Below are 20,584 nucleotides of genomic sequence, written 5' to 3' on the forward strand. Positions count from 1 at the left end.
GTTTTGTTATACTTGGGAGGATAAAAATAGATTTCTATCGCATAGATGAAAAATATATAAAATTTCTTCAACAATATGAAAAACAAAAAAGAGGAATTACAAAGGTACCAAATATTAAGTATTCTGATCATAATAAATTTGCCTTTGGAGCCGTAATGAAAATTAATGATATCCATTATTATGTTTCTGTATCATCATTTTCAAAAAAACAAGAAGCAAATATTTTAATAAAAGTACCTAGTGATAAAAAAGTAATTAAAGGTTCTTTAAGATTTAATTATATGATTCCAGTTTCTGAAACGTGTCTTAATAAATTGGTGATTAAAGATATTTCCGATGAGAAATATAAAATATTACTTAATAAAGAGTTTAGATTTTGTATAGATAACGCAAAACGAATTCAAAAAAAAGCACATAAAATATACGAAATGGTTATAAACAATCATAAACAAATTTTAACTGATAACAGTTGTGATTTTAAAATTCTAGAAGACGGCTACAGAAAGTACATAGAAAAGTATTTAAAATAAAATATCTTCTTGAAATTTTAATATATTTATATTTTATTCTATACCATTTTTCTGTATATTATAAATACTTTAACAGTTCTTATAAAAAGAAAAGGAGAATAATATTGATAATATCAATGTTTTCTCCTTTTTACACTATTTAACAATATGCATATGAGGGTAAGGTATTTCAATACCTTCCTTTTTAAATTCAGTGACTAAATCTTTACGAATATCTGCCAGCATTTGAAAACCTTGTACATTATCTTCACTAGTGATTGTTGCTCTTAATTGAATACTGCTATCTTTTAAGTCAGAAACAATCACAGGGACTAATGAATCCTTTTTATCTTTTCTTCCATCAATGAATAAAGGATGTTTTACAACAAGATCTTGAATCACTTTGATTGCTTGATCTATATCACTTTCATAAGAAATATCGATATAAAGATAATTTGCTTTAACATGTTCAATTTGTGAAATATTTTCAATAATTGCTTTATTCATAATATCATTAGGAACAATCATTTGCGTCTTTTCTAATGTTTCAATAACACTATGTCTAAGTGAAATATCAATAACAGTTCCTCTAACATTATGTCCTGTAACAACAATAAAATCACCAATCTTATATGGCTTATAAGCCATAATCATGGCCCCATTAATTAAATTACCTGCTGCTTCTTGACTGGCAAGCCCAATGACAACAGCAACGATTCCTCCAGATGCAAGTAGGGCAGTCGCAAATGATTTTAAAAACTTCACTTCACCACATATAATTGCTAAAAAGATTGTAATGAGAATAATCTTTTTAATTCTTTTTTGTAAAACATAATTATCAGGCCATTTCTTTTTAATAAACTTATTTAATAATTTATTGATTGCAATTAAAACAATCCCTGCAATAACAATTGAAATAATGCCATTAATAACCCCATTTACAAACAAATTATCAATTTGTTCAAATATTTTTTCCATTCAAATTACCTCTTTTTATAATACTTTGAAAGAACATACAACAAAACTGATTGCATTGCTCCTACAATAGAAACCATTAAACATCCATAACAAATCCAATATAAAATACTATTTCCTGTATTAATTGCATTTAATATAAAGAAAACAATAAACGCAATTAATGCTACATTCCTTGTATACTTAAAAAAACGATAAAATCTTTGTGCTAATATTTCATTTGTATTCATCTTATTTACCGATGCAAAAGCGTTTAAATAATTCATCTAATAAATCTTCTTTTGCTTGTTCTCCTAATATTTCTTTTAAACAAGACCAACTATCATATAAATCTTCTACAATTAAATCAGCAGGAATAGACATCTTCATAGCATCAATTGCTATTTGTAAAGAAGAAGCTGCTTTTTCTAATAATTGTGTTTGTCTTGCATTTGTAAGATAATATTCTTCTTGATTACTCATAAATCCTAAATTAAATTTCTTTTTAATTTCTTTAGTAAGCGCTAAAATATCTTGTTCTTTAGCCGATATTTCAATTCCTTCTAAATCAACTTTCTTACCTAAATCTGCTTTATTAATAATAATAATACGATTTGTATCTTCTGTAAGTTCAAGTAACTTTTGATCTTCTTGATCAAGTTCTTTACTTCCATCAATAACTAATAAAACAAGATCTGCTTTTTTAATCATTTCTTTTGATTTTTCAACCCCAAGACTTTCTACAATATTATCTGTTTCTCTAATTCCTGCTGTATCGATCATATTTAATAAAATATCATCTACTGTCACTGATCCTTCAACGACATCTCTTGTTGTTCCAGCAATATTTGTGACAATCGCTTTTTCTTCTTTTAACATGGCATTTAATAAACTTGATTTACCAACATTTGGTTTACCAATGATCGCTGTTTGAATACCATCTTTTAATAATTTAATATTTTTAGAATCTTCTATGATCTTATTCATCTTTTCAATTAAAGAAGTAGACATTGGTAATAACTTATCAGCTGTTAATTCTTCTACATCTTCATATTCGGGATAATCAATATTTACTTCTATTTGCGTAATAATTTGAATCAAATCTTCTTTTAAATCTTTAATAAAATGACTAATACTTCCTTGAATACCTTTTAAAGCAAGAGAAGAAGCGTAACTATTTTTAGCCGTAATAATATCACTAATAGCTTCTGCTTGAGATAAATCAATACGACCATTTAAAAATGCTCTTTTACTAAATTCTCCTCTTTCAGCAAGTCTTGCCCCATGATGTAAACAAATATCTACAACTCTATTTGTAATATAAACACCACCATGACAGTTAATTTCTACCATTTCTTCTCCTGTAAAAGTTCTTTTACCACGATAGATATTAACTAATACTTCATCTACTTTTTCACCATTATCTTTTATATAACCATAAGTAATGGTATGACTCTCTTTATTTAATATTTTTCCTGTAAAAAACTGTTGAACAAAAGCAATTACATCTTCTCCTGATAAACGGATAATTGAAATTGCTGCTTCTAGTCTTGATGTTGCTACTGCAACAATGATATCATCATTCATTTTCATACCACCTTTCTTCTTTTTACTGTTGCCCTTAACAGTTAAGAACTCCCTCATTATAACAAATATTTTTTATTTTTAACATATGATTTTTTTCGATTGATTTCTATTATTTTATCATATATCATTATGTACAAATAGGGGTGAAAAAATGAAAAAGCTGAATAAAAAAGTTCCTATAATCGGAGGTGCTGTTATAGGAGTGATATTGGTTATTTATATCATTTTATGTTTTCTAGCATCAGGTAAAGGGTTTATTAAGAATATGACAATTAATGGCATAAAGGTTAATAATATGTCTAAAGAAGAGGTCATTTCTAAACTTGAAAATAAGTATCAAAAAGATCAAGATCAATTATTATTAAATCTTGAAATGAATGGTCAAAAATATCAAATTGATATGAAAGATAATGTTAAAGTTAACATTAAAGATCAAGTTAATGATATTCAAAAGAAATATAATAATTTCTTTACTAAAGGTTATCATTATTTATTAAAACATAATGAAAATATTTCTATAGATATTAAAGATCAAAAAAAACTTAATAAAAAAATTAAAAAATCAGGTATTTTAGATTATTCAACTTTAGTACCTACTACTTATAAAGTTGAAAAAACAAAAGTTATCTTTACTAAAGGAAAAAGTGGTAAAGCTGTTAAACAAAAAAATGTTTATAACACAATTGAAGAAGCTTTAAATCAATATGATTTTAATAAAACATTAAAAATCAATCCATCTTCTGTTTCAGAAGATGAAAGTGTTATGAAAACAATTTATAAGACTTTATCTAAGGAAGGTAAAAATGCGACTTTAGATAAAAATAATGATTATAAAATTGTAGCTGAACAATATGGTGCTAAATATGATTTAGATGATTCAATTAGTGCTTTTAATAAAGCTAAAGAAGGAAAAGAATTTGAAGTTAAAGCTAAAGCTATTATTCCTAGTATTACAAAAGAAGATTTAGAAAAGAACTTATTTAAAGATGTTTTAGGTGAGTATACAACATCAGTAAGTGGTTCTTCTGTAAGAAGAAATAATGTTAGACTTGCTGGTGAAAAGTGTAATGTGATTTTACTTCCTGGTGAAGAATTTTCTTACAATAAAACAGTAGGAAAAAGAACTAAAGAAAATGGTTTTGGTGAAGCGGGAGCATATTTAAATGGTGAAACTGTTCAAGAAGTTGGGGGTGGCGTTTGTCAAACTTCTTCAACATTATACAATGCTGTTGTTTTATCTAATTTAGAAGTGACTGAAAGAACAAATCATACTTATATTTCTAGTTATGTACCTATTGGTAGAGATGCTACTGTTTCTTGGGGTGGTCCTGATTTTAAGTTTAAAAATAATAGAGATTACCCTATTAAGATTGAAGCAAGTTATGCTAATAGTAAATTAACATGTAAAATTATTGGAACTAATGTTGATGGAAGTTACGTGAAGTTTACAAGTGAAAGAACAGGGGATGTTGCTTATAATACTAAATATGAAAATGATGCAACTATTCCTGAAGGACAACAAGTAACTAAACAAGCTGGATCAAATGGGGGAAGAGCTGTTTCTTATCGTTTGGTTTATGATAAAGATGGTAAATTGCTTTCAAAGAAAAAAGAAGCTAAGAGTTATTATAAAGGTCATGAAGCAATTATTGCTGTTGGTACAATGAAAGTGGAACAAGTTCCAGAAACAACCCCTGAAACGACTCCAAATACTGAACCAACTCAACCTGAAACAACGATTGAACCCTCAGAAACGACAGCACAATAAAAAAACGAGCAATGCTCGTTTTTTTATACATTTTCAATGATTTCTAAAATTTGTTCGATATTCTTTTTTCCAAAAACGACTTTTTGATCATTAATAACCATGCATGGTACTGACATGATTTGATATTGATCTTTAAGTTGTTTAAAGTGTTGAATATCATAGACCTCCGTTGTTATTTGTTTATTTAACGAAGCTATTCTTTGAGCTGAAGTAACGAGTTCTGGACACATCGTACAAGATAAAGAAACTATAATTTTTATATTAATCTCTTTATTTATTTTATCTATTCTTTCTAAATAAGTTTGTTCTATCTTTTGTCCTGGTCCTGCAACATTATAAATTCCTAGAATGAAAGAGGTGAATTCATGTCCACCAGGTACACCATGGAAAGTTAAGCCACTCCATGTACCATCTTCTAAACAAATATTGACAGAAGGAATCTCTTGATTTGTTTTTTCTATAGCTATTTTTATTTTATCGGTTTGTAATGCTAATGCTTCCATATATCCTTTTAATTCATTGGATAACGTACTTTCATTGAGTAATAATTTAAGAATAATTGGATTTTCCATACGTGAAAAAACAGCTTGTAATTGTGAAAGCATGTGTTCATCAAGTAATGAATCGTTATTAACAGTTACCTGTTCTTCCTTTTTTACTGGAGGAATTTTTGGTATTATTCCCGTTTTTTGATGCATTTTTTCAACATATTTTTCTAATGATGTGGCTGCTTTTGCACCATCACTTACCGCTGTAACGACTTGACGCAATTCTTTAATACAAACATCACCAGCTCCATAGATACCTTCTTTATTTGTTTTTTGATTTTGATCAGTAACGATATAACCAGATTCATTGAGTTCTACAATATCTTTTACAAGAGATGTATTCGGTTGATAACCCGCAAAGACAAAAACACCAAAAGTATCATTTTCATTTGCATGATATTCAATCACTTCATTTGTTTTTTTATTATGATACTTTAAAGATTCTAAATACGTATGACCACTGACTTCAAGTACTTCAACATTTGTATAAACAGTTATCTTTTCATGATTTTTTGCTAACGAAGCAATAGAAGAAGCACAACTAAAGTCATCTTCTCTTATTAAAATAGTGACATGTTTTGCATATCTGGTAAGAAAAACACTTTCTTCTGCAGCAGCATAGCCACCACCTACAACAAATATTTCTTTTCCTTCAAAAAATGAACCATCACACGTTGCACAGTAGGCAATACCATGCCCTTTAAATTCTTCTTCACCAATAAAACCTGCTTTTCTTGGGTGAGCACCTGTCGCTATAACAATACCAAAACACTTAAATGTTCCTCTTGTCGTTTTTACTTGTTTAAAATCCCCATCATCTTCAATCTTTTGAACCTCAGCTAACACAAAATCAGCTCCAAAATCTTGAGCTTGTTGTCTCATTGATTCTGTCAATTCTTTTCCACTTGTTTTTAAAATACCAGGATAATTAACAACATCAGATGTAATAGTAATTTGTCCACCAAATGTTTCTTTTTCAATAACAAGAACACGATTATTTGCTCTTGCTAAATAAAGAGCTGCAGTTAAACCTGCAGGCCCTCCACCTATAACAATGGCATCATAAATTGTTTGTTCCATAAACTATAATTGTCCTACAAGATCTAAACTTGGTTTTAATGTTTCTTTACCTGGTTCCCATTTTGCTGGACATACTTCATCTCCATGAGTATAAACAAATTGGCAAGCTTGCACTTTTCTCAATAACTCGTCTGCATTACGACCAACATTACCAGCATTGACTTCATAAGCCACAATTTTACCTTCAGGATTAACAACAAATGTACCTCTTTCAGCTAAACCGTCTTCTTCAATTAATACTTCAAAATCTTTTGATAAGGCATGAGTAGGATCTGCTAACATAGGGTATTCAATTTTAGAAATACGTTTTGAACTATCATGCCATGCTTTATGAACAAAATGAGTATCAGTAGATACTGAATAGATTTCACAATCTACTTTTTTAAATTCTTCATATTTGTTTGATAAATCTTCTAATTCAGTAGGGCAAACAAACGTAAAATCTGCTGGATAAAAGAAAAATACACTCCATTTTCCTAAAATATCTTCTTTTTTAACTGTTTTAAATTCATCATTTTGAAATGCTTGAACTTCAAAATCATTTACTTCTTTATTAATTAATGACATATAATCTCCTCCTTAGTTAGCTCTTGCTAACTTATGTGTTTATCATAACGCTAAAAACTAGAATCGTCAATATAAATAGTAATAATTATTGTTATTATTTATTAATACATATATATTATGTCCATTTATTGCAAAAATAAAAGAGACTGTAACGAAATAATTTTTAAGAAGTTAATTTCGTTTCGTTTGGCTTCTTTTTCTTTGTTTTTCGTATAAAAAAACATCTTCAGCTATTTTAGCGAGATGTAACCTGATTTTTATATACTTTTTATTTATTTGAAAGTACATACTTTTTAGTTAAGAAGACCTTTTGATTGTGTTGATTTTTCTTTCTTCAATCTATATTTATGATATTTTCTCAAATTATAACCCAAATATACAACGAGAAATTCCATTTTTGTATTTTTCAATCCTCTTCTTGTGAAGTCTGTTCGTACGCTCAAAGGAATCACTACATCACTTCCTTTATCCTTATCATCACTGACAACAACTTGTGGTTCATTACACTTAGCGGTAAATACCTGTGGTTGGTTTATCTAGTGCCATGCCCGGCACACTACAAAAAAAGACAATGTACATCAGTATAATACTGGCAACATTGTCTTTTTTGCTGGACTTTATCAATATTTTATTTCGTTACAGCCTCTAAAGAAGTCCCATTCCTTTTAAAATATAAAGCCACATTGTTATAGAAAATCCACTAAAAATGGTTGTTAACATCACGACTGTGCTGGTAAGTATTCCTGTATGTCCCATGTTTTTAGCCATTACAAAGCATGAAACTGTAGTTGCTGATCCAAGCATTACAAGGATGGCTATGAGCTGTTCTCCTTGGAACCCTAAATAGATGGCAAGTGGTAGAAACATTGCACAGAAGCCAAATAATTTAATGAATGAGGCACATAAAGCAGGTTTTAAATCCCCAAGGGCTTCTTTATAATTAAAAGTTGCTCCCATTGCCATAAGTCCTAGAGGTGTCGCTACATTTCCAATCGAAGTCACGGTCTTATCTAACATCGTTGGCATTGGTAAATGAAGTAAGGACCATAAAATACCAACAACGATACCAATAAGTATTGGGTTTGTTAAAATTCCTTTGATTGTTTTAAGCCAAACTTCTTTACTTAATCCTTTTCTTTCTGGTGAAAAGAAAGAAAGGACGACAACGGCCATAATATTATATAAAGGGACACTCCCAATAATCATTAAAGGCGCCATGGTTGCTTTTCCATAGACGTTTTGAATCAAGGCAATACCGAGTAAAGCTGCCGAACTACGATAACTTGCTTGAATAAATTCCCCTTGATTTTGTTTATTCTTTAATAAAAAAGAAAGTAAAGTAACAATTAAAATACTTAAAATTGTAATGAAAAAACAAAATAGAACAAACTTCGTATCCCAAATTGTCTTAAAATCTAAAGTTGCTAGATCTTTAAATAATAAGACAGGTAAAGGAATTAAAAATACAAACTTATTCATCTTTGATGCAAAAACATCATCAATAATATCTATCTTCTTAAAAAACATTCCTAATATGATCATCGCAAAAACAGGCACGGTCGCATTTAAACTAAAAATTAAATTTTCCATTATTTCCTCCCTAAAGAAAAAACCGCATTCGCGGCTTAATCTACATATGAGATTGTCATATATCTATTTTTTCCTTCACCTTTAGATTCAGTCTTTAAATGATCCATCTTTGCAATTTCTTGATGCATCACTTTTCTTTCATCTGCAGGCATAGGATCCAATTTTAAATCAGCTTTTGTTCTTAATACTGTTTTACCAAAACGTCTTGCCATACTTGCAACTTTTTTATAACGTTCTTCTTTATAACCATTGATATCAACACTTACTTCTAAACGTTTTTTAAATGTTGTACTCACAGCATTTTTCACAATTAAGTTAATAGCTCTTAAAATAACTCCAGCTTTACCAATCAAAATAGAATTATTACTTGTATTAATATTACAATAAATTCTTCCATCTTGAACATAAGAAATTGTTTCAACTTCAAATTCCATATCAGTTAAAATCTTTCTAATAAAGCTTTCAATATATTCTTGAACCATTTCTACTGTCCAACAAGAAATTTCAGCTTTCTTACTAAATAAACCTTTAGTTTCTAAAGTAACTTCATAATTTAATTGATCAACTGTAACACCTAAATCAAGGCATGCTTTATTAACAGCATCTTCAACTGTTTTTGCAGTATATGTTTTCATATTTATACCTCTATTTATTCTTATTTTGTCTCTTTGTTAAATAATTTGTATTTGCTTGATCAACTTCTTTTTGTGCTTTTTCAACATGGTAAATATAAATATACCATGTTCTAACAATTGTAATAATGTTTGTTGTCATCCAATAAAGTGACATTGCTGCAGGCATAATTGCTGCAAAGTAAATGATAAATAATGTCATGAAATTATTCATCATGTTCATTGATTGCATTTGTGATGTTTCTCTATATTTTGGATTTCTTTTTGACATGATTGTGTTGATTTTCATCGCAAAATATTGAGTTAAAGCAACAATGGCAAGTAATACAATATAAGCTATTTCAAACTTAAATACGTGATCAATAGGTTTAGCACCTAAGTTGATTCCAAACATATTTGTTTGATATAAAATTTCAATACGTTGAACCGCTTGCCACATTGCAAACATAATAGGTAATGTTAAGAATGTTGTAAACGAAGCCAACATACTAATATCATTTTTCTTATATAAAGCTTGAATTTCAGCAGACATTCTCATTTGAGAAGTTTGATCTTTTCTTCCTTTATATTTATTTTGAATTCTTTCCATTTCTGGTTGAATCAATTGCATCTTTTGTTGAGAAACAGTTGATTTAATCATAATTGGTAAAATAATGATATTAATTAAAATAGTAATTAAGATAACACCTAAAGCAATATTATTTAATAAAACGTCTCCTAAATAAATAATACTCTTTGAAATAGGGATAACTAATAAGAAATCAAAAATCCCTGATTTCATAGTCCAAGGTGTATTTAAGTTAATTGCTCTTTTCGCAATTAATTTACCACTTGAATCTAAGTTTGCTGTACATCCAGTTAAGGCTACAACAAATAAAACTAAACAAATAATTTTTAAATATTTTTTAGTTTTGTTATCTAAGATCATTTGCTGATCTCCTTTCTCTTCACTTTTTTATACAAGTACTCTAATTCTTTTTTATTTTCTATATATGTATGATTTAAGAAATTTTTTCTTACAATTACAATATAGTCAACTTCTTCATCAAAATGAAAACATTCTTGAATCATCATACGTAACTGTCTTTTTATTTTATTTCTAGTAACAGCGTTTCCTAATTTTTTGCTTACCGAAATACCAACACGTCCATGCCCAATTTGATTTTCATCTTTATAAATAATAAAACAAGAATTCGCAAAACTCTTTTTTCTAGCAATAATCTTGCTAAAATCTTCATTTCTTTTTACTCTAAATTCTTTTTTCATAAAATTTTAGAAAAAAATCCACCGAAAAAGTGGATTTTACATTAAGCAGTTAATACTTTTCTTCCTCTTTTACGGCGACGTGCGATTACTTTTCTTCCTCCAACAGTTGCCATTCTAGCTCTAAAACCATGAGTTTTTGCTCTTTTTCTTTTATTTGGTTGATATGTTCTTTTCATATTTTACACCTCCAAAATTTTTATCTTTTTATACAAATAACATATGCTCCTATATCTTATAGGAATTATTGTGACAAGTCAATTCTAAATTCTATATTTCTACTCTTAAATTCATTATTTTTAATGATGACAAATAATAAGAATAACAATATCTAATGATTATTTGCACATTTTTTTGTGAACTTTTTTAATTTAGAAAAATTCTCTTTATTGTGAATTTAAATTTATTATTCACATCTTGTGATATATCGAAATAGATAGAAAATTGTATAAAAATAATTACTTTTATCAAAAAAAGTAACATCACTAAGCATAACTCTTATTAAATGCACATTATTTGTGAACATTTTTCAATCAAGTACGTACGACAACATGTAAATTTCTTTAAAACTCATAAAAAACTTATTCACATTTTCCTCCAACTCCTTATAAATCCTTGTTTTTCCCCTAAAATCAAGTGTGCACTTCTAAGTATTTACGTACTTTTGTATCAATATTTATACAATATATTCAAAATAATCACTAATCTAATGTGAATAAACTCTTTATTTTAGATATTCACATCCTAAAGTGAATATTATTTCATCTTAACCTTTATTTTACAATTCTTCTATTTTTCTAGGAAAAATCGCAATTTTTCTTAAAATTCACATTGTGAATATTCATTTTTTGTTAAATTTTATATTTCGACAAGTTTTGCACATGCTTATTCACGTGGTGAACTGAGTTATTCATATGTGTGAATTAGTAAAAAATGCATTGATATCAGCGTATTTTTTATTGTGAACACCTATGTGCACATTGTTTTTTATTCTATACAATATGCACTAAGTTCACATTTAATAAAATTCATAGCGAAAAATGAAGTTGTGAATAATGTGAATAAGTACTCTAAATGATTGATATTTCACACTTTTTTTGTGAATAAAATTGTGAAGCTATTGTGCAGACAGTATTTTTCCTTTAAAAGAGTTCACATCTTTTATATAATTGAGTCGAAAGGGAGTTGAAAATTGTGCAAGATTTAAACAAAATCTGGTCATCTTGTGTAGAAACTTTAGAAAAAAATAAAATAGTTGATGATAAGATCATCTTGGACTCACTATTTAAACCTGCAACTCTAGAAGAAATTGAAGATAATCAAGTTATTATCACCACTGAATTAAAATGGAATATTGATGCTATTTTAGAAAAACGAGCAGAAATAGAATCTATTCTTTCTAATTCTTTTTCTAAACCAATAAAAATCAAAGTATTAGAAGTAGAAGAATATAAAAAATCTAAACAAAAAAAGGTTCCTAAAATCGATAGTCATCTTCATCCTGATATGACATTTGCTAATTTTATCGTAGGAAATTCAAACCGTATGGCACAAAATGCTGCTTTACTTGTATCAACTAAACCTGGTATGAACTTTAATCCTTTATTTTTATATAGTCATCCAGGGCTTGGAAAAACACATTTATTAAATGCTATTGGAAATAAAGCAAAAGAAACAAATCCTAATTTATTAGTAAGATATATTACTTCTAAGGATTTTGTGGATGAAATTATTAATTCTATAAAAACAAATACAACAGATGAGATTTATAGTTATTATAGAAATCTTGATATTTTATTAATTGATGATATTCAATTTTTATTTGGAAAAGAAAAAAGTAGTGAGATGTTCTTCCATATATTTAATGAAATCATTAATAACAATCATCAAATTGTTATTACAAGTGATAAAATGCCTGATGAACTTCAAGGAATTGAAGAACGTTTAATTAGTCGTTTTAAATCAGGTCTATCTTTTGGAATAGATCCACCTGAATTTGAAACAGCAAAGGCAATTTTAGAGAAGAAAATAGAAAATCTAGGTAATACAGATTTAGTTATTACAGATGATGTTTTAGACTTCATGGTTATGAATTATTGTAATGATATTCGTTCTTTAGAAGGTCAATTAAAACGACTATTCTTCTGTAGTATCATGGAATCAACTAATTACATAGATATGAATTTTGCATCTGAAGTCTTTAAAGATCAAAAAACTATAAAAAAAGCACAAGAACCACTAACAAAAGAATTCATTTTAAAAACAACTGCTGAATTCTATTATTTAACCATTAGTCAAATTATTTCTAAAAATAGAACGAGAAACTTGGTAACACCTCGTGAAATATGTATGTATTTAATGAGGGAACTTTTGGATATTACTTTTAGTGAAATTGGAACAACTTTTTCCAATCGAGACCATTCTACAGTTATGAAAGCTTGTAAAAGAGTAGAAACAAAAATCAAAAAAGATCCAGATTATAAACTCGCTGTAGATAAGCTTAAACAAAAGTTAGGCACAATGTAGTGACTAATATCAACAATATGTGCACATTGATATTCATATAAAAAACATTGATAAAATCAACATATTTTACATTTATTCACATTGTTCACATGCTAATAGTAATAATGACTTATTTTTAAATATATAAATAACAGGAGGCAAATATGCATTTTAGAATTAAAAGAATAAAATTATTAAACGCACTTGCTAAAGCAACAAGAGCTGTATCTGTTCGTAGTCCTTTACCTGTTTTAACAGGTATTAAATTTGATTTACAAGCTCATCAACTTATCTTAACAGGAAGTGATAGTGATATCACTATTCAAACAATTATTGATGAAGATGATGATTTAGTAATCCTTAAAGAAGGAGCAGTTGTTTTAAATAGTCGTTATATCTTTGATATTGTAAGAAAGATCAATAGTGACGATATTGAAATTGAAATTATTGATGGTTTACTTACTCGTATTAAAGGAAGTCAAATTGAATACAGCTTAAATGGTACTGATGCTATTGAATATCCACGTATTGATTTAAGTAAAACAGGAACTCATTTTATAATGAATGCTCTTGTATTAAAAGATATTATTGGAGAAACAAAGTTTGCTGCTAGTGATAAAGAAACAAGACCTATTTTAACTGGTATCAATTTTAAAGCACATGATCATGTTTTAGAAGTTGTTGCTACTGATAGTTATCGTTTAGCTAAAAAGATTATTTCTATTGATGAAGATGTGACTTTTAATATTACGATTCCTAAATTAAGTTTAGATGAAATTAGTAAGATTATTGAAAAAGATGAACTTATTGAATTATATGTATCTGAACGTAAAGTATTATTTGTGTTTGATAAAAATATTATTCAAACACGTTTGATTGATGGATCTTATCCTGATACAGCTCGATTGATTCCTTTAGAATTTGATTATGAATTAGATATTAATAGAGCTGATTTATTAAATGCGATTGACCGTGTTTCATTATTATTAAATGAACAAAATAATATTGTGAAATTAGATATGTCTAATGAACAAGTTATTTTATCTTCATATCAACAAGAAATTGGTTCAGTAGAAGAAAATTTAGCTTCTTCTTTCTATAAAGGAGAACCACTTACTATTTCATTTAGTTGTAAATATGCAAGTGATGCTATTAAATCATTTAGTGGTGATAAAATAAAAATATTATTCACTGGAGAAATGAAACCATTCATCGTTAAAGATTTTGATTCTGATGAATTATTACAACTTGTTTTACCAGTTAGAACATATTAAGAAGCGAAAGCTTCTTTTTTTTGTAAATTTTCCTTTTAATTGTTTATTTGGGGAGTAATTTTTATTTTAAGAGCTTTTTTATCAAAAAAGTATTTTTCTATTCGTAAATAAAAATAGCGAATATAGCGCAATATTTTGAATTTTTATGATTTTTATGATATACTAACTTAGTACAATTATAGAGAAAAGAAGGTTAAGTATGAAAGAAATACCAATTAAAGATGAATATATTAAATTAGATCAATTTTTAAAATTTGTTAATCTTGTATCTAGTGGGATTGAAGCAAAAATGATTATTAAAGATGGTCAAGTAAAGGTCAATGGTGAAGTGGAACTTAGAAGAGGAAAAAAGCTTCATGATGGTGACCAAGTTGAATTTGAAGGAAATTTTTATTGTATAAATGCGCATCAATAATTTAGAACTGACTGATTTTAGAAATTATAATCATTTTTTTATTGAGTTTGATCAAGGAATTAATATTTTAATTGGTGGGAATGCTCAAGGGAAAACGAATATTATTGAAGCAATCTATTTATTATCTGTCTGTAAATCTTTTAGAACACATATCAATGATCAAATGATTCGATTTGATCATGACTTTGCAAAAGTAAAAGGAAATGTTTTTTCTAATGAAAGAATGCATCAATTAGAACTTATTTTATCTAAGGAATCAAAAAAAGCAAAAGTGGATGGAAAAGATATTTTAAAGATTTCAGATTATGTAGGTTATTTAAATGCGGTTGTTTTTGTACCAGATGATTTATCATTGGTTAAAGGTTCTCCGAGTATTAGAAGAAAGTTTTTAGATTTGGAGTTATCTAAAATCTCACCAATTTATGTTTTTTATCTTACTAAGTATAATCGATTATTAAAGGAAAGAAATCAGTATCTTAAATTATTGAATCAAAGAAGAGGTAAATATGATGAATATCTAGAAACTTTAGATGAGCAATTAGCTGAAGTTCAAATTAAGATTATTGAAAAAAGAAATAATTTTATCGAACGTTTATCTTTAAAAGTAAAAGATATTTATTTAAATATTGCAAATTGTCATGAGATCGTTGAATTGCAGTATGAATGTTTTATTAAAAATGTTAATAAAGAAGATATTTTAAAACTTTATCAAAAAGGATTTGAAAGAGATTTAAGATATTTAAGTACTTATTATGGAATTCATAAGGAAGATATGAAGATCTTTATTGATAATAAGAGTGCACATCAGTTTGCTTCTCAAGGTCAACAAAGAACAATCGTTTTAAGTATGAAAATAGCTTTAATAGAATTAATAAAAGAAGAAATTGGAGAATATCCTATTCTTTTATTAGATGATGTTTTATCAGAATTAGATGATCAAAGAAAAACAAAACTTTTAGATATTTTAAATAATCGTATTCAAACGTTTATTACAACAACATCAATAGATGGAATAGAACATCATGTTATTAAAGAAGCTAAGAAAATTAATATTAATCATAGGGAGGAAAAATGATGGCAGAAGAAAATAAAGTACAACATAGCTATGATGAGTCAGATATCCAAGTATTAGAAGGATTAGAAGCTGTTAGAAAAAGACCAGGTATGTATATTGGTACAACATCATCTAGAGGGTTACATCATTTGGTTTGGGAAATTGTTGATAACTCAATCGATGAAGCTTTAGCAGGGTATGCAAGTCATATTAAAGTAATTTTGAAAGATGACGATGTAGTTGAAGTTATTGATGATGGTCGTGGAATGCCAACTGGAAAACACGCTAAGACAGGTAAATCAACAGTTGAAACAATTTTTACTGTTTTACATGCTGGTGGTAAATTTGGTGGCGGAGGCTACAAAGTTTCCGGTGGATTGCATGGTGTAGGTGCTTCTGTTGTTAATGCCTTATCTTCATGGCTAGAAGTCAATGTTTATCGTGATGGAAAAGAATACTATCAAAGATTTGAAAATGGTGGGACACCAGTTGCACCATTAAAAGAATTAGGACCTACTGATAAGCAAGGAACAAAAGTTACTTTTAAAGCAGATGCTGAAATCTTTAAAGAAACAACAACTTATGATTATGAAGTTTTAAGACAAAGAATTAGAGAACTTGCTTTCTTAAATAAGGGATTAAGAATTAGTTTAACTGATTTAAGAGATGGACAAAATCGTGAACATGATTATATGTATGAAGGTGGTATTAAGGAATATGTTGCTTATATCAACAAAAATAAAACACCAATTCATGATGAAATCATTTATGTAGAAGATATGCAAAATGATATTAAGATTGAAGTTTCAATGCAATATAATGATGGTTATCAAGAAAATATTTACTCTTTCTGTAATAATATTAATACACATGAAGGAGGAACACATGAAGAAGGTTTCCGTTTAGCTCTTACAAGGGTTATTAATAACTATGCAAGAAAAGGAAACTTCTTAAAAGAAAAAGATGATGCTTTATCAGGAGAAGATTGTCGTGAAGGTTTAACAGCGATTATTTCTGTTAAACATCCTGATCCTCAATATGAAGGACAAACAAAAACAAAATTAGGAAATGCAGAAGTAAGAAAAATTGCTTCAAATATTATTTCTAAATCATTGGATCAATTTTTATTAGAAAATCCTGATACTGCCAAAATTATTGTTGAAAAAGCAATCGTTGCTTCTCATGCACGTTTAGCTGCGAAAAAAGCACGTGAAATGACAAGAAGAAAAACAGGAATGGAAATTACATCATTGCCTGGGAAATTAGCTGACTGCTCATCAAGAGATGCTAGTGAATGTGAAATCTTCATTGTCGAAGGGGATTCTGCCGGGGGTAGTGCTAAGATGGGTAGAGATCGTCGTATTCAAGCTATCTTACCGCTTCGTGGTAAAATCTTAAATGTTGAAAAAGCGCGATTAGATCGTGTTTTATCAAGTGATACGATTCGTAGTATGATTACTGCTTTTGGTACAGGAATTGGTGAAGATTTTGATATTAATAAATTACGTTATCATAAAATCGTTATTATGACCGACGCCGATGTCGATGGAGGACATATTCGTATTTTAATGTTAACTTTCTTATATCGTTATTTAAAACCTTTAATTGAAGGTGGCTTTGTTTATGCGGCTCAACCTCCACTTTATTTATTAAAACATGGAAAAGAAGAACACTATTTATATAGTGATGAAGAATTAGATGATTTAAGAACAAAGTTAGGTGAAGGTGCAAAATATTCTATCCAAAGATATAAAGGGTTAGGAGAAATGAATGCGGATCAATTATGGGAAACAACAATGGATCCTGAACATCGTATTTTAAATCGTATTGAATTAGATGAAGCGATGGAAGCTGATATGATTTTTGATGTTTTAATGGGAGAAAAAGTTGAACCTCGTAGAGAATTTATTCAAGAAAACGCAAAATATGTAACTGATTTAGATATTTAGAAGGAGTAGAAAATGGATAATCAAGAAAAAGGAATTAGAAAAATTCAATTAACATCAGAAATGAAAACTTCTTTCATGAATTATGCCATGTCAGTTATCGTAGCACGTGCATTACCTGATGTAAGAGATGGAATGAAACCAGTTCAAAGACGTATTGTTTATGGTATGAATGAACTTGGTTGTTATAGTGATAAAGCGTATAAGAAATCTGCGCGTATCGTTGGGGAAGTTATGGGGAAATATCACCCTCATGGAGATTCTTCAATTTATGAAGCCTTAGTGAGAATGGCACAAGATTTCTCATATCGTTATATGCTTGTAGATGGTCATGGAAACTTTGGTTCAATTGACGGTGACGGCGCTGCCGCCATGCGTTATACTGAAGCGAGAATGTCTAAAATTTCAATGGAATTAATGAGAGATATCAACAAAGATACGATTGATTTTATTCCAAACTATGATGGTGAAGAAAGAGAACCATCGGTATTACCTTGTCGTATTCCTAACTTATTGGTCAATGGGACAACAGGAATCGCTGTTGGGATGGCTACAAATATGCCACCTCATAATATTGGTGAAGTGATTGATGCCGTTATTGCGGTAAGTAAAAATCCTGATATTACTGTTTTAGAATTAATGGAAAATTATATTCAAGGACCTGATTTTCCTACAGGAGGATATATTTTAGGAAAGAGTGCGATTAAAAAATCCTATGAAACAGGTAATGGTTTAATCGTTATGCGTGCAAAAACAGAAATTGAAGAACATAAGGGAAGACAAAGAATCGTTGCTTATGAAATTCCTTATCAAGTAAATAAAGCAAGATTAGTCGAAAAGATTGCGCATTTAGCACGTGATAAAGTTGTTGAAGGTATTAGTGATGTTCGTGATGAATCAAACCGTGAAGGAATTCGAATTGTCATTGAATTAAAGAGAGATGTTCAAGCAGAAGTTATTTTAAATCAATTATATAAATTAACTTCTTTACAAACAACATTTGGTGTCAATAATATTGCTTTAGTTAATAATGAACCTAAAACTTTAACACTTAAAGAATTAATTCAATATTATTTACAACATCAAGAAGAAGTTATTCGTCGTAGAACACAATTTGAATTAAATAAAGCAGAAGCAAGAGCACATATTTTAGAAGGTTTAAAGAAAGCCTTAGATCATATCGATGAAATTATTCAATTAATTCGTACAAGTAGAACAACTGAAATCATTCAACAAAGATTAATGGATGAATTTGGAATGTCTGATAAACAAGCTAAAGCTGTAAGAGAAATGCAATTACAACGTTTAGCTGGTTTGGAAAGAGAAAAGATTGAAGAAGAATTAAATAATTTATTAATTACAATTGCTGATTTAAAAGATATTCTTGCTAATGAAGAACGTATCTTAGAAATCATTAGAAATGAATTATTAGAAATGAAAGAAAAATATGGTGATAAACGTCGTACTGAAATTATTCAAGGAACATTTGATATTGAAGATGAAGACTTAATTCCAGTAGAAGATGTTATCATCTCACTTACAAATAATGGTTATGTAAAACGTATGCCAGTAGATACTTATAAATCTCAAAACAGAGGTGGACGTGGTGTTAAAGGTATGTCAACAACACAAGATGATGTGATTAGTTCACTTATTCATATGTCAACACATGATGATTTATTGATCTTTACAAATAAAGGAAAGGTATACCGTTTGAAAGGATATAATATTCCTGAATTTGGTAGAACTGCTAAGGGATTACCAATTGTTAATATTTTAAATCTTGATAAAGATGAAAGTGTTAAATCATTAATTAATATTAATAAGAAAATGATTGAAGAAGATAAACATTGGTATTTATTCTTTGCTACTGAACAAGGTTTAGTTAAACGTGTTGATATTTCAGAATTTGAAAACATTAGACAAACAGGTAAGATTGCTATTAAGTTAAAAGAAGATGATTCTTTAGTTGGTGTTAAATTAACTAAAGGGGATGATGAAATCTTAATTGCTGCTAGTAATGGTAAACTTGTAAGATTCTCTGAAGGTCATGTTAGACCAATGGGAAGAAGTGCAAGTGGTGTAAAAGGTATTAATGTTGATGGTTCTAAAGTTATTGGTATGACAACAAACCGTGAAGGACAATTAATTATGGTTGTTACGGAAAAAGGTTATGGTAAGATGTCACCAATTGATGAATATCGTGTTTCTAATCGTGGTGGAAAAGGTGTTAAGACAATTAATGTTACTGAACGTAATGGACAAATTGTGGCTATTAGAGCAGTAGAAGGTAATGAAGATTTATTAATTATTACTGATGATGGTATTGTGATTCGTTTACCTATGGAACAAGTTAAAACAGCAGGACGTGCGACTCAAGGTGTAAGACTTATTAAAGTACATGATAGCAAGGTTTCTTCTGTGGAAGTTGTTGCTAAAAATGAAGAAGAAGTTGTAGAAGAAGGTGAAGAAGAGTCAGAGTAATCTGACTCTTTTAGAAATGAATGGGGAAGAATTAAAAAGATTGTTTAATCGTTTAGATCATTCAAAGTTTAGAAGTTCTTTTCATCTTGCTAAAAAGTATAAAGATTATTGTAATGAAAAAGGCTTAGATGTTATAGAACAACACGCCAGAGATTTTATTTCTAAAAGAATAGCACCGGCTGTGATTTTAAATGATGGAAAGCAAACACCGATGAAAAATCATCCTGTGTTTATTGCTCAACATGCCACGGCTTCATGTTGTCGAGGGTGTTTATATAAGTGGTATCATATTAAGCCACATACACAGTTAAATGACAGTCAACAAGAGATGATTGTTCAAGTGATTATGGCTTGGATTAAAAGAGAATTGCAAAGAAAATAGCCTTGATGTATAATCAAGGCAGTTAT

General features: G+C 28.7%; 19 protein-coding genes. 9 read left to right on the forward strand and 10 right to left on the reverse strand.

The window, feature by feature from the left end; genetic code table 11:
- Positions 1-41 precede the first annotated feature (41 nt).
- Positions 42-530, forward strand: coding sequence for a type III toxin-antitoxin system ToxN/AbiQ family toxin (locus C7U54_RS02780; protein ID WP_277738008.1), 489 nt, complete (start codon positions 42-44; stop codon positions 528-530).
- Positions 531-665: 135 nt separating this feature from the next.
- Here C7U54_RS02780 and C7U54_RS02785 read toward each other — a convergent pair whose 3' ends face one another.
- The 3 genes from C7U54_RS02785 to mnmE are packed head-to-tail and all read right to left on the reverse strand — an operon-like array spanning position 666 to position 3,050.
- On the reverse strand, positions 666-1,487 hold the full coding sequence (locus C7U54_RS02785; RefSeq protein ID WP_107029233.1) for a mechanosensitive ion channel family protein: 822 nt from the start codon (positions 1,485-1,487) through the stop codon (positions 666-668).
- A 5-nt stretch (positions 1,488-1,492) separates the two neighbouring features.
- A complete protein-coding gene (locus C7U54_RS02790; protein WP_227279114.1) occupies positions 1,493-1,750 on the reverse strand; it encodes a hypothetical protein in 258 nt (85 codons plus the stop codon).
- The gene (gene mnmE / locus C7U54_RS02795; RefSeq protein ID WP_107029234.1) at positions 1,716-3,050 is read right to left on the reverse strand and encodes a tRNA uridine-5-carboxymethylaminomethyl(34) synthesis GTPase MnmE; all 1,335 of its coding nucleotides are present in this window, start codon (positions 3,048-3,050) and stop codon (positions 1,716-1,718) included. Before mnmE ends, C7U54_RS02790 begins: the two co-directional genes overlap by 35 nt.
- 151 nt (positions 3,051-3,201) lie before the next feature.
- Here mnmE and C7U54_RS02800 point away from each other — a divergent pair, with 151 nt between their 5' ends.
- On the forward strand, positions 3,202-4,818 hold the full coding sequence (locus C7U54_RS02800; RefSeq protein WP_107029235.1) for a VanW family protein: 1,617 nt from the start codon (positions 3,202-3,204) through the stop codon (positions 4,816-4,818).
- Between the two features lie 23 nt (positions 4,819-4,841).
- Here C7U54_RS02800 and C7U54_RS02805 read toward each other — a convergent pair whose 3' ends face one another.
- From C7U54_RS02805 to rpmH, 7 genes are all read right to left on the reverse strand, one after another.
- On the reverse strand, positions 4,842-6,446 hold the full coding sequence (locus C7U54_RS02805) for an FAD-dependent oxidoreductase (protein WP_107029236.1): 1,605 nt from the start codon (positions 6,444-6,446) through the stop codon (positions 4,842-4,844).
- A gap of 3 nt (positions 6,447-6,449) precedes the next feature.
- Positions 6,450-7,013 (reverse strand): alkyl hydroperoxide reductase subunit C, encoded by a 564-nt coding sequence (gene ahpC / locus C7U54_RS02810; RefSeq protein WP_022002050.1) that lies wholly within the window; start codon positions 7,011-7,013, stop codon positions 6,450-6,452.
- Between the two features lie 645 nt (positions 7,014-7,658).
- Entirely contained in the window at positions 7,659-8,603 is a 945-nt protein-coding gene (locus tag C7U54_RS02815; protein WP_107029237.1) for an AEC family transporter, read from the reverse strand.
- A 35-nt stretch (positions 8,604-8,638) separates the two neighbouring features.
- Complete coding sequence (locus C7U54_RS02820; RefSeq protein WP_022002048.1) at positions 8,639-9,238, reverse strand: Jag family protein; 600 nt, start codon at positions 9,236-9,238, stop codon at positions 8,639-8,641.
- Between the two features lie 10 nt (positions 9,239-9,248).
- Positions 9,249-10,163 (reverse strand): YidC/Oxa1 family membrane protein insertase, encoded by a 915-nt coding sequence (locus C7U54_RS02825; RefSeq protein ID WP_107029238.1) that lies wholly within the window; start codon positions 10,161-10,163, stop codon positions 9,249-9,251.
- Positions 10,160-10,501 carry a ribonuclease P protein component gene (gene rnpA / locus C7U54_RS02830; protein WP_022002046.1) on the reverse strand — a complete coding sequence of 114 codons (342 nt, stop codon included), beginning with the start codon at positions 10,499-10,501 and terminating at the stop codon, positions 10,160-10,162. Before rnpA ends, C7U54_RS02825 begins: the two co-directional genes overlap by 4 nt.
- Positions 10,502-10,542: 41 nt before the next feature.
- Complete coding sequence (gene rpmH / locus C7U54_RS02835) at positions 10,543-10,677, reverse strand: 50S ribosomal protein L34 (protein WP_022002045.1); 135 nt, start codon at positions 10,675-10,677, stop codon at positions 10,543-10,545.
- Between the two features lie 1,015 nt (positions 10,678-11,692).
- On the opposite strand from rpmH, the gene dnaA reads away from it, so the two are divergent.
- The 7 genes from dnaA (at position 11,693) to C7U54_RS02870 (ending at position 20,558) form a co-directional block, all read left to right on the forward strand.
- Positions 11,693-13,024: a chromosomal replication initiator protein DnaA gene (gene dnaA, locus C7U54_RS02840; protein WP_022002044.1), complete on the forward strand. Its 1,332-nt coding sequence runs from the start codon at positions 11,693-11,695 to the stop codon at positions 13,022-13,024.
- A gap of 143 nt (positions 13,025-13,167) precedes the next feature.
- Positions 13,168-14,277 carry a DNA polymerase III subunit beta gene (dnaN, locus tag C7U54_RS02845; RefSeq protein ID WP_107029239.1) on the forward strand — a complete coding sequence of 370 codons (1,110 nt, stop codon included), beginning with the start codon at positions 13,168-13,170 and terminating at the stop codon, positions 14,275-14,277.
- A 199-nt stretch (positions 14,278-14,476) separates the two neighbouring features.
- Complete coding sequence (gene yaaA / locus C7U54_RS02850; protein ID WP_022002042.1) at positions 14,477-14,692, forward strand: S4 domain-containing protein YaaA; 216 nt, start codon at positions 14,477-14,479, stop codon at positions 14,690-14,692.
- Positions 14,679-15,767, forward strand: a complete 1,089-nt coding sequence (gene recF / locus C7U54_RS02855; RefSeq protein WP_107029240.1) for a DNA replication/repair protein RecF — start codon at positions 14,679-14,681, stop codon at positions 15,765-15,767. The genes yaaA and recF overlap by 14 nt, the downstream gene beginning before the upstream one ends.
- A complete protein-coding gene (gene gyrB, locus C7U54_RS02860; protein ID WP_022002040.1) occupies positions 15,767-17,695 on the forward strand; it encodes a DNA topoisomerase (ATP-hydrolyzing) subunit B in 1,929 nt (642 codons plus the stop codon). The genes recF and gyrB overlap by 1 nt, the downstream gene beginning before the upstream one ends.
- 12 nt (positions 17,696-17,707) lie before the next feature.
- Entirely contained in the window at positions 17,708-20,176 is a 2,469-nt protein-coding gene (gyrA, locus tag C7U54_RS02865; protein WP_107029241.1) for a DNA gyrase subunit A, read from the forward strand.
- Positions 20,157-20,558 carry a DUF4186 domain-containing protein gene (locus tag C7U54_RS02870; RefSeq protein ID WP_227351971.1) on the forward strand — a complete coding sequence of 134 codons (402 nt, stop codon included), beginning with the start codon at positions 20,157-20,159 and terminating at the stop codon, positions 20,556-20,558. Before gyrA ends, C7U54_RS02870 begins: the two co-directional genes overlap by 20 nt.
- The last annotated feature ends 26 nt before the right edge of the window (positions 20,559-20,584 follow it).

The sequence above is a fragment of the Faecalibacillus intestinalis genome (assembly GCF_003024685.1).
Lineage (GTDB): Bacteria > Bacillota_I > Bacilli_A > Erysipelotrichales > Coprobacillaceae > Faecalibacillus > Faecalibacillus intestinalis.

What these genes read in the sequence shown, in the direction of transcription:
- C7U54_RS02785 (WP_107029233.1), bottom strand. Translation starts at nt 1,487, where the DNA reads ATGGAAAAAATATTTGAACAAATTGATAATTTGTTTGTAAATGGGGTT.
- C7U54_RS02790 (WP_227279114.1), bottom strand. Translation starts at nt 1,750, where the DNA reads ATGAATTATTTAAACGCTTTTGCATCGGTAAATAAGATGAATACAAAT.
- mnmE (WP_107029234.1), bottom strand. Translation starts at nt 3,050, where the DNA reads ATGAATGATGATATCATTGTTGCAGTAGCAACATCAAGACTAGAAGCA.
- C7U54_RS02800 (WP_107029235.1), top strand. Translation starts at nt 3,202, where the DNA reads ATGAAAAAGCTGAATAAAAAAGTTCCTATAATCGGAGGTGCTGTTATA.
- C7U54_RS02805 (WP_107029236.1), bottom strand. Translation starts at nt 6,446, where the DNA reads ATGGAACAAACAATTTATGATGCCATTGTTATAGGTGGAGGGCCTGCA.
- ahpC (WP_022002050.1), bottom strand. Translation starts at nt 7,013, where the DNA reads ATGTCATTAATTAATAAAGAAGTAAATGATTTTGAAGTTCAAGCATTT.
- C7U54_RS02815 (WP_107029237.1), bottom strand. Translation starts at nt 8,603, where the DNA reads ATGGAAAATTTAATTTTTAGTTTAAATGCGACCGTGCCTGTTTTTGCG.
- C7U54_RS02820 (WP_022002048.1), bottom strand. Translation starts at nt 9,238, where the DNA reads ATGAAAACATATACTGCAAAAACAGTTGAAGATGCTGTTAATAAAGCA.
- C7U54_RS02825 (WP_107029238.1), bottom strand. Translation starts at nt 10,163, where the DNA reads ATGATCTTAGATAACAAAACTAAAAAATATTTAAAAATTATTTGTTTA.
- rnpA (WP_022002046.1), bottom strand. Translation starts at nt 10,501, where the DNA reads ATGAAAAAAGAATTTAGAGTAAAAAGAAATGAAGATTTTAGCAAGATT.
- rpmH (WP_022002045.1), bottom strand. Translation starts at nt 10,677, where the DNA reads ATGAAAAGAACATATCAACCAAATAAAAGAAAAAGAGCAAAAACTCAT.
- dnaN (WP_107029239.1), top strand. Translation starts at nt 13,168, where the DNA reads ATGCATTTTAGAATTAAAAGAATAAAATTATTAAACGCACTTGCTAAA.
- yaaA (WP_022002042.1), top strand. Translation starts at nt 14,477, where the DNA reads ATGAAAGAAATACCAATTAAAGATGAATATATTAAATTAGATCAATTT.
- recF (WP_107029240.1), top strand. Translation starts at nt 14,679, where the DNA reads ATGCGCATCAATAATTTAGAACTGACTGATTTTAGAAATTATAATCAT.
- gyrB (WP_022002040.1), top strand. Translation starts at nt 15,767, where the DNA reads ATGGCAGAAGAAAATAAAGTACAACATAGCTATGATGAGTCAGATATC.
- gyrA (WP_107029241.1), top strand. Translation starts at nt 17,708, where the DNA reads ATGGATAATCAAGAAAAAGGAATTAGAAAAATTCAATTAACATCAGAA.